Genomic DNA, 9,282 nt, shown 5'->3' on the forward strand with positions numbered 1-9,282 from the left:
CATATCAGCCTCAACTGGACCCGGCTCGAACGGGCGGGTCCGTCACCGCAATCGGATCCGGTGCCGCAAAGCGGGCCGGTGACGGAAGGAGACAGATATGAACCTTGAGAAATACTCGGAACGCGTGCGCGGTTTTATCCAGTCCGCGCAGACCATGGCGCTGTCGCGCAACCACCAGCAATTCACACCCGAACATATGCTCAAAGTGCTCGTCGACGACGACGAGGGCTTGGCGGCGTCGTTGATCGAGCGCGCCGGCGGCAATGTCCGCGACGTCAAGCTCGGGGTCGAGACGGCACTGGAAGCGATGCCGAAGGTGGAAGGCGGCAATGGCCAGCTTTATCTGGCGCAGCCGCTGGCGAAAGTGTTTTCGACCGCCGAGGAACTGGCCAAGAAGGCTGGCGACAGTTTCGTCACGGTCGAACGGCTGTTGCAGGCGCTCACCATGGAGAAGTCGGCCAAGACAGCTGACATCCTGGCCAAGGGGGGCGTCACCGCACAGGCTTTGAACCAGGTCATCAATGATGTCCGAAAAGGCCGCACCGCCGATTCCGCGAGTGCCGAACAGAGCTATGACGCGTTGAAGAAATACGCACGCGACCTGACCGCGGATGCCCGCGCCGGCAAGCTCGACCCGGTCATCGGCCGCGACGACGAGATCCGCCGCACCATCCAGGTGCTGTCGCGCCGCACCAAGAACAACCCGGTGCTGATCGGCGAGCCGGGCGTCGGCAAGACGGCGATCGCCGAAGGGCTGGCGCTGCGCATCGTCAATGGCGACGTGCCGGAATCCCTGAAGGACAAGCAGCTGATGGCGCTTGATCTCGGAGCGCTGATCGCCGGCGCCAAGTATCGCGGCGAGTTCGAGGAAAGGCTGAAGGCCGTGCTGTCCGAAGTTACCTCGGCGGACGGCAACATCATCCTGTTCATCGACGAGATGCACACGCTGGTCGGGGCCGGCAAGGCGGACGGCGCCATGGATGCGTCGAACCTGTTGAAGCCGGCGCTGGCGCGCGGCGAGCTGCACTGCGTCGGCGCCACAACGCTTGATGAATACCGCAAGCATGTCGAAAAGGATGCCGCTCTCGCCCGCCGTTTCCAGCCGGTTTTCGTCGACGAGCCGACGGTGGAAGACACGGTATCGATCCTGCGCGGCCTGAAGGAAAAATACGAGCAGCACCATAAGGTGCGCATCTCGGATTCCGCGCTGGTCGCGGCCGCGACACTGTCCAACCGCTACATCGCCGACCGCTTCCTGCCGGACAAGGCGATCGACCTTGTCGACGAGGCCGCGTCGCGGCTGCGCATGCAGGTCGATTCGAAGCCAGAAGCCCTGGACGAGATCGACCGCCGCATCATGCAGTTGAAGATCGAGCGCGAGGCGCTGAAGGTCGAGAAGGACGACGCCTCGAAGGACCGGCTTGCCCGTCTCGAGAAAGAGCTTGCGGACCTCGAAGAGGACTCGAAGGAGATCACCTCGAAATGGCAGGCCGAGAAGCAGAAGCTCGGGCTTGCCGCTGATCTCAAGAAGCAGCTTGAGGAGGCGCGCAACGACCTCGCCATTGCCCAGCGCAAGGGTGAATTCCAGCGCGCCGGCGAGCTTGCCTATGGCCGCATCCCGGAACTGGAAAAGAAGCTGAAGGAAGCCGAGGCCCAGGACGGCAAGGTCGGCATGGTCGAAGAGGTGGTCACGCCTGACCACGTCGCCCATATCGTGTCGCGCTGGACCGGCATTCCGGTCGACAAGATGCTGCAGGGCGAGCGCGACAAGCTGTTGCGCATGGAAGACGAGGTCGGCAAGCGTGTCGTCGGTCAGGGCGAAGCGGTTCAGGCCGTCTCGAAGGCCGTGCGTCGCGCCCGTGCCGGCCTGCAGGATCCGAACCGGCCGATCGGCTCGTTCATGTTCCTTGGCCCGACCGGCGTCGGCAAGACCGAACTGACCAAGGCCCTGGCCAGTTTCCTGTTCGACGACGAGAGCGCGATGGTGCGCATCGATATGTCGGAGTTCATGGAAAAGCACTCGGTGTCGCGCTTGATCGGCGCGCCTCCCGGCTATGTCGGCTATGAGGAAGGCGGGGCGTTGACGGAAGCGGTTCGCCGCCGGCCCTATCAGGTCGTGCTGTTCGACGAGATCGAGAAGGCGCATCCGGATGTGTTCAACGTGCTGTTGCAAGTGCTTGACGACGGGCGCTTGACCGATGGTCAGGGCCGCACGGTTGATTTCCGCAACACGCTGATCATCATGACGTCCAATCTCGGCGCGGAGTATCTTGTTGCTCTCGGCGAGGACCAGGACGTCGATGTCGTGCGCGACGACGTGATGAATGTCGTCAAGGCGTCGTTCCGGCCGGAGTTCCTCAACCGTATCGACGAGGTGATCCTGTTCCATCGGCTGCGCCGGCAGGATATGGGCCGCATCGTCGAGATCCAACTCAAGCGGCTGGAAAGCCTGCTGGCCGACCGCAAGATCACGCTGTCGCTCGATCAGGATGCAATCGACTGGCTGGCGGCCAAGGGCTACGACCCGGCCTATGGCGCGCGGCCGCTGAAGCGGGTGATGCAGAAGGAACTGCAGGACCCGCTGGCGGAAAAGATCCTGCTCGGGGACATTCTTGACGGCTCGACCGTCAAGGTCACCGCCGGTTCCGATCGCTTGAACTTCCGGTCAAGGCCGGCCGTGGTGGCAACCGAGGTGGCGGCCTGATTCCGAGGACCGCCTGAAACAACCTGAGGCGCATCGCTCGAAAGAATACGGTGCGTCTCAGGTCTTGATCTTTTGGTGGGGAGCGGATGACGCTGGACGAATACAACGGCTTCTGTGCCTCGCTGCCCGCGACGAATCACGTCATCCAATGGGGTGGCGCCCATGTCTGGAAGGTCGGCACCAAAGTGTTCGCCATCGCCGGCTGGGACGAGGGGCGCCAGCCGTTCGTCACCTTCAAATGTTCCGATATTGCCTATGACGTGCTGAAGGAACAGCCGGGACTGCGGCCCGCACCCTACCTTGCGTCGCGCGGCATGAAATGGATCCAGCGTCAGACAAGCCAGAGCATGGATGATGATGCATTGAAGGATTATCTGCGGGATAGCCATCGGCTTGTCGCGCTGAAACTGACGCGGCAGGCCCGTAAGGAACTGGGGCTTGCCGCAAATTAGCTGATATTGCCCGAGGCGCCAGAAAACCGCCATCTTCATGCCCGGTTCATGTTGGAACCTTATCCTGGGGTAACTGGTTTGCTGGCGAAGGGGTTCGCCGTATGTGGACAATGCCGGGCGGCGGCAATAACGGACCGGAGAGCTTGGCCACCATGTTGCGCACGATCTTCACCCTTTCGGCTTTCGCCATAGGGCTCATGACTTCCAGCGCACTCGCCGCACCGACGCAGGATCGCGCAGCAAGGGTTGTCCGAGGCGCCGATCGTGGCGCCATCCTTCTCGCCCAGGACGGCAATGTCGATGTCTACTACGATGCTCGCGGCAACCGCGTCATCGTCGACGCGGATACAGGCAAGGTCATCGCCATCCAGCCGCCGCAGACAAGGCTCGACCGTCGCGTGCTGCGCCGCGAGACGAGGCTGCGCCAACTCGGCCGTGCGCCGGTCGAGGACAATGATCGTTATTATCACGACGACCCACAAGACATGGCGCGTTTCCGTCGCAAGCAGCTAGAGGAGGAAGGTCGGGTCCTCCCGCCACCAGCCGATGACTACGGTCCCAATGACGATAATTCCGTGGATGCCTACCCGGCGCCGCAAGATGACGGCGGCTATGACAACAACTATCCGGATGCACCGCAGCCGGCCAAGCCGCGCACGATCAACCGCCAACCGCTCAACGAGGCCTCGATAGAGCCGGTCCAGCCGACGGTACCGGGCGAGCAGGCTGCGTTGCCGCCGAAGGCCGGTGGCAAGAACGCTGCCGATCCATCACTTTCGCTGGGTGCACGGCAGGATGTCGCTGCCCTTCAGGTGCTGCTCGATCGGGGCGGTGCCTCGCCGGGCGTCATCGACGGGCGGTTCGGTTCGAATGTCGACAAGGCGCTCGCCGCCTACAACCAGATCACCGGCAGCAATCTGCGCTCGACCGACGCGGTGGGCATCCAGGCTGCACTGGCCCAATCCGGCGGCGATGCCTTCGCCAGCTACACGATCACGTCGGAGGACGCGGCCGGCCCTTATGTCGCGTCGATACCGGAAGACTACAGCCAGAAGGCGCAGCTCGACCGGATGGCTTACACATCGGTCACCGAAGCGCTGGCCGAGCGCTTCCACATGGACGAGAATTACCTGAAGGCGCTCAACCCGGAAGCCGATTTCAATCGTCCCGGCACCATCGTCAAGGTGGCTAATTTCGGCAAGCTGGTGTCGACGCCGGTGGTCCGCATCATCGCCGACAAGGGCAAGAAGGAAGTCTATGCCTATGATGCGTCGGGCAAGCTCGTAGCTGCCTATCCCGCGACCATCGGTTCGTCGGATACACCGTCGCCAACCGGCATTCATGCGGTGTCGCGCATCGCGCTCGATCCGAACTACACCTACAACCCGAACATCAACTTCAAGCAAGGTGAAAACAACAAGGTGCTGACCATTCCGCCGGGGCCGAACGGCCCGGTTGGCTCGGTCTGGATCGCGCTGGACAAGCCGACCTACGGCATCCACGGCACGCCTGAACCGTCGAAGATCGGCAAGACCGAGAGCCACGGCTGCGTGCGCCTGACCAATTGGGATGCGCGCGAACTCGCCAAGCTTGTGTCACCCGGCGTTACCGTTGAATTCGTCGAATAGGGCGCGTTCGAGCTGAGGAGATCAGGAGGGCGTCTTAGCCTATGATCTTCCTTATCCACCTCGAACTTGGGGTAGCGGCATAGCCAAGCTGCGCTACCAGAATGAAGCCGACGCTGAGCAGTGGACTGACAAAACAGAGCGCCGCGCCGATCGCCCAGAGAATCTGGGCCTTGACGATGCGGAGGTAGACGGTGCGGGTTGTTTCCGCATCGACGCCTTCCGCCAGCAAGCCGCTCTTCGCGGCGTAATGCCAACTGGCAAAGAGCGTCACGCCCAGCATCAGCAGGTTGAGCCAATAGACGAGCACCGCCGTCCTGAAGTGGAGGAAGTCGGCCAGCAGGTCCGTTGAGAACGGCAGCAAGGCGATGAATGCCAGGAAACAGAGGTTCAGCGTCGCCAGCCTTCGGTCGGATCTGGCGATCAGCCCGTGCTGCGCCTGCTGCCCGAACCAGAAGATGGTCAGCGTCAGGAAGGACAGCGCGTAGGTGAGGAAGCGCGGTGCCAATGCTCCGATCGCGGCAAGCAACTCGTGCTCGGAATGGATTGCTTCCTGTGAGGGCACCCGGATTTCGAGAACGATCAAGGTCAGCGCGATGGCAAAGACGCCATCGGTGATGCCGACGATCCGCCCGCGCCCTTCTGCAGATGGTTCAAGCGGTCGTTTCATGGCCGATCCCGTATTGCGTTGCTGGGCAGATTTCTAGCATGGCAACGATCAGCATGCGGCAGTGTCCGCTATTTTTCGCCCGTTCGTTTTGTCCCGGATAGCGTGGTGTCAGATGCAGAACCGGAAACTCACGATCCGTCTTGCGAGACCCGAGGAACGCGAGGCGCTCGAAGAATTGCAATGGCGGGCTTCCCTGGCAAATGAAAATGACCGAGACGCCTTGCTGGAGCATCCGGACGCCATCGAACTGCCGCTGGCTCAGATCGAGGCGGGACAGGTTCTGGTCGCCGAGATTGACGGGTCAACGGTTGGATTCGCGGCCATCCTGCCGAGAGATGACGGCGACATTGATCTGGATGGCCTGTTTGTCGAGCCGGATTTGTGGCGGGCGGGAGCAGGCCGGGCACTGGTCGATCATTGCAGTCAGCTTGGCCGGCAATTGGGGGCGACAGGGCTGCATGTCGTGGGAAATCCCCACGCCATTGGATTCTACCAGGCATGCGGCTTCGAGGTGACCGGGTCGCATGTGACGCTGTTCGGATCGGGCATACTGATGCGCCGCAAACTTTGAACAGAGCCCGGCCGCGCTAAGCCCGCGCCGCCGGTTCACCGCTGGCCAGCAAGAGAGCGCCACTGTCATGTTGCTGCGGTTCGGATGACCGTTTAAGCAAGGGCATGCAATCCCCAACCGACGCTGACGCCGTTTCCCTGACAAGCGCTTCGCCCACCGATTCGTTTTGTCCGCCATCGCAGCGGCGATTTGTGCTGGTTGCCGCGATCCTGGCTTCCGCGCTGGGTTTCATCGACGGTTCGATCCTGGCCATCGCCATGCCGGCGATCCGCGTCGATCTCGGCGCCAGTCTTGCCGAGGCGCAGTGGATTTCCAACGCCTACGCGTTGACGCTCTCCGCATTGATCCTTGCCGGCGGGGCTGCTGGTGATCGTTTTGGCCTGCGCCGCGCTTTCGTCGCGGGTATCGCGTTGTTCATCGTCTCTTCGCTTGCCTGTGCGCTGGCGCCGAACCCGACGATCCTCATCGCATTTCGCGCCATGCAGGGCATTGGCGCCGCGATCATGGTACCCGGCAGCCTTGCCATCATCGCCAAGGCTTATCCGAAAAAAGAGCGCGGCCGGGCCATTGGCATCTGGGCGGCGGCCTCGGCGCTGACGACAGCGCTTGGCCCGGTGCTCGGCGGCCTCGTTCTCTCGGCATTCGGCGACGGCATCTGGCGCGCGATCTTCGCCATCAACCTGCCGCTCGGCCTTATCTCGATCTATCTTCTACAGACCAAGATACCGGCCGATGCGCCGGTAGAAAAACGCAGCCTCGATCTCGGCGGTGCCCTGCTGGCCACCCTGGCTTTCGGTGCGCTGGCTTACGGCCTGACTTCGATGAGTGCCAAGGGCGAAGGGCACATGTCGGGACCGAGCATTGCCGCCGGCGCGGTGCTGCTGATTGTCTTCATCGCATTCGAACTGCGGCAGCGCGAGCCGATGATCGATCTTTCGCTGTTTCGGGTCGGCGCTTTCGCCGGCGCCAATGTCGCGACGTTCTTTCTCTATTTCGCCCTTTCGGCCAATCTCTTCTATCTGCCGATGCTGCTGATTGCCGGCTGGGGATTGAGCACGGCCGAAGTCGGCTTCATCTTCCTGCCCCTGTCCGCCTCGATCGCGCTGTTGTCGGGACCTGTCGGCCAGTTGTCGGACCGAATCGGGCCGCGCTTTCCGATCGCCTGTGGCAGCCTCGTTGTTGCGGTTGCCTTTGCCGGGCTCGCCTTGCTCACTCATGCCGGCATCCACAATTTCTGGACGGGCACATTTCCGCTGATGGCGCTGATGGGGCTGGGCATGGCTCTCGTCGTGTCACCGCTGTCCACAGCAATCATGACGGCGGTGGAAGACAAGGATACGGGTGCGGCGTCGGGCATAAACAATGCCGTCTCGCGTATTGGCGGCCTGATCGCCGTGGCCGCGATGGGGTCGCTCGCCGCGTCGGTCTATTCGGCGATGCTGGATGGAAGTGCGATGCCCGGCGTGCCGGGTTTTGGTGAACCGGTTCAGGCCGGGCTTGCGCCGGCGCTCGATGCCGCAAGGCTTGCCGCCAGCGATGCGGCGTTCTCGGCTGTCTCCGCGGTGACGGCGGTGCTTTGCCTGTTGTCGGCGATCGTTGCATGGGCGACGATTTCAGGTCAGCCGCTGCCCTGGCCGCGCCGGGCCGAAAATCCGCAAAACTGACAGTTGGGCCGAAGGCCTCAGCCTTCGATCTTGGCGCTGGCGACCTTCAGCGAATCGCTGTCTTCCTGCTTCAGCAGGTCGTCGATGCGCTCGCGTTCCCGCTTGAAGGCGACGAGATCGTCACCCTTCAGCACCTTGCCGACCGGCAGGCGAACGCGCATCGGATCGACCTTGGTGCCGTTGACGATCAGCTCATAGTGAAGATGCGGGCCGGTCGCGAGGCCTGTCTGGCCGAGAAAGCCGATGGTCTGGCCCTGGCGTACGTGCATGCCAGGCTCGATGCCCTTGGCGAACGCGCTCTGGTGATTGTACGAGGTCTCGTAGCCATTGGCATGGCGGATGATGATCTGCTTGCCATAGCCGCCGGCCCAGCCGACCTTCTCGATGATACCATTGCCGGCGGCGATGATCGGCGTGCCGATAGGGGCAGCCCAATCGACGCCGGTATGCATGCGGACATAACCAAGGATCGGATGTTTGCGTGCGCCGAAGCCGGAGCGGAATTTTCCCGCGGGCAGGGGATTGCGCAGCAGGAACTGCTCGGCGCTCGAGCCATCCTCGTCGAAATAGTCGGTACCGCCGTCCTGCATCTGGAAGCGGTAGAAATTGCGCGTCGTGCCGCCGAAGGTCGCCGAGACGTAGAGGAGCTCGGAATTGTCGGAGGTCTGGTCATCGCCATCGGGCTGCGAGAACAGCACTTCGATGCGATCGGCTGGATTGAGCCTGGACTGGAAGTCGACGCCGGAGGCCAGAAGCTTGATCAGCCGCTGAGTCATCGCCTTGGACATGCCGTAGGAATAGGCGGCGCGGTAGATACCATCATAGACGTTCGGCAGATTGCCGCGCACCACCACCGGTGCTGACGAATCATCGAACGCGGTCAGCAATTCAGGATTGGGGTCGGGCTCCTGCGCCGGGACGTATTGGCCGCGGTCGTTCAGCGCGATGGTGACGATGTGCTGGGTCTTGTCATACACGCTGGTGCGCACGACCTTGGCGGCGTCGCCGTGAACCTCGAGCCCGACGCGCAGCACGGTTCCGGCCTTGAGCGCCGTTGCGTTCAACAGCTTGGCGATCGCCTCGGACATGCCGGTGGCATCATCACCTGTGTAGCCCGAATCAGCAAAGGCCTCGGTGATGTCGAGGTCCTTGGTAAAGGGAATGATTTCCTCGGCGAAAGCCGGCGCCTGGTCGTCGACGGCGGCGCGCTGCGTAACCGAGACGTTTTCAGGCACGATCTTGACGTCGTAGGAGCCGGCCATGCTCTCGGCAAAGGCTTCGCCGAACCGCTGCGGGTCGACATAGTGAAGCGACGCGACCTGAATGGCGCCGTCGCTGAGGTCGGTGCCGGCTGAACGCACCACTTTCTCCACCTCGTCGGCGGAGAGATCACTCTTCTCATCAAAGGAAGCCGTCTCGATCGGGAAATCGACGGTCTTCAGGCTCATCTCGCTTTCGACCTTGGCGCCGTAGATCTGGCCGGCGGCAGCAGAGGTCGTCGCCGGCTGTGCTGCACTGTCGTCGCCATCATCACCGAAGACCTGCATCGGATCGAAGGGCGGATAGGCGCGGTTGGTGGTGTGGCCAGCGGCCAGC

7 protein-coding genes (1 of these 7 cut by a window edge) are annotated in these 9,282 nt (G+C 62.6%); 5 read left to right on the forward strand and 2 right to left on the reverse strand.

Annotation, left to right across the window (positions count from 1 at the left end):
• The first annotated feature begins 97 nt into the window (after positions 1–97).
• The 3 genes from clpB to GA829_RS08985 all read left to right on the forward strand — a co-directional run bounded on the left by clpB (position 98) and on the right by GA829_RS08985 (position 4,784).
• Positions 98–2,704, forward strand: a complete 2,607-nt coding sequence (gene clpB, locus GA829_RS08975; protein WP_195178168.1) for an ATP-dependent chaperone ClpB — start codon at positions 98–100, stop codon at positions 2,702–2,704.
• An 86-nt stretch (positions 2,705–2,790) separates the two neighbouring features.
• Complete coding sequence (locus GA829_RS08980) at positions 2,791–3,156, forward strand: MmcQ/YjbR family DNA-binding protein (protein WP_195178169.1); 366 nt, start codon at positions 2,791–2,793, stop codon at positions 3,154–3,156.
• Positions 3,157–3,308: 152 nt separating this feature from the next.
• The gene (locus tag GA829_RS08985) at positions 3,309–4,784 is read left to right on the forward strand and encodes a L,D-transpeptidase family protein (RefSeq protein WP_195178170.1); all 1,476 of its coding nucleotides are present in this window, start codon (positions 3,309–3,311) and stop codon (positions 4,782–4,784) included.
• 34 nt (positions 4,785–4,818) lie between these two features.
• Here GA829_RS08985 and GA829_RS08990 read toward each other — a convergent pair whose 3' ends face one another.
• Positions 4,819–5,451 carry a TMEM175 family protein gene (locus GA829_RS08990; protein ID WP_195178171.1) on the reverse strand — a complete coding sequence of 211 codons (633 nt, stop codon included), beginning with the start codon at positions 5,449–5,451 and terminating at the stop codon, positions 4,819–4,821.
• 112 nt (positions 5,452–5,563) lie between these two features.
• On the opposite strand from GA829_RS08990, the gene GA829_RS08995 reads away from it, so the two are divergent.
• Positions 5,564–6,022: a GNAT family N-acetyltransferase gene (locus GA829_RS08995; RefSeq protein WP_195178172.1), complete on the forward strand. Its 459-nt coding sequence runs from the start codon at positions 5,564–5,566 to the stop codon at positions 6,020–6,022.
• A 104-nt stretch (positions 6,023–6,126) separates the two neighbouring features.
• The gene (locus GA829_RS09000) at positions 6,127–7,686 is read left to right on the forward strand and encodes an MFS transporter (RefSeq protein WP_195178173.1); all 1,560 of its coding nucleotides are present in this window, start codon (positions 6,127–6,129) and stop codon (positions 7,684–7,686) included.
• Between the two features lie 17 nt (positions 7,687–7,703).
• Here GA829_RS09000 and GA829_RS09005 read toward each other — a convergent pair whose 3' ends face one another.
• Positions 7,704–9,282: the 3' portion of a M23 family metallopeptidase gene (locus tag GA829_RS09005; protein WP_195178174.1), read on the reverse strand. Its footprint extends 392 nt past the window's final position; 1,579 of the gene's 1,971 nt are visible here — the last part of the coding sequence; the start codon falls outside the window, past its right edge; the stop codon is at positions 7,704–7,706.

This window comes from Mesorhizobium sp. INR15 (assembly GCF_015500075.1).
Classification (GTDB): Bacteria; Pseudomonadota; Alphaproteobacteria; order Rhizobiales; family Rhizobiaceae; genus Mesorhizobium.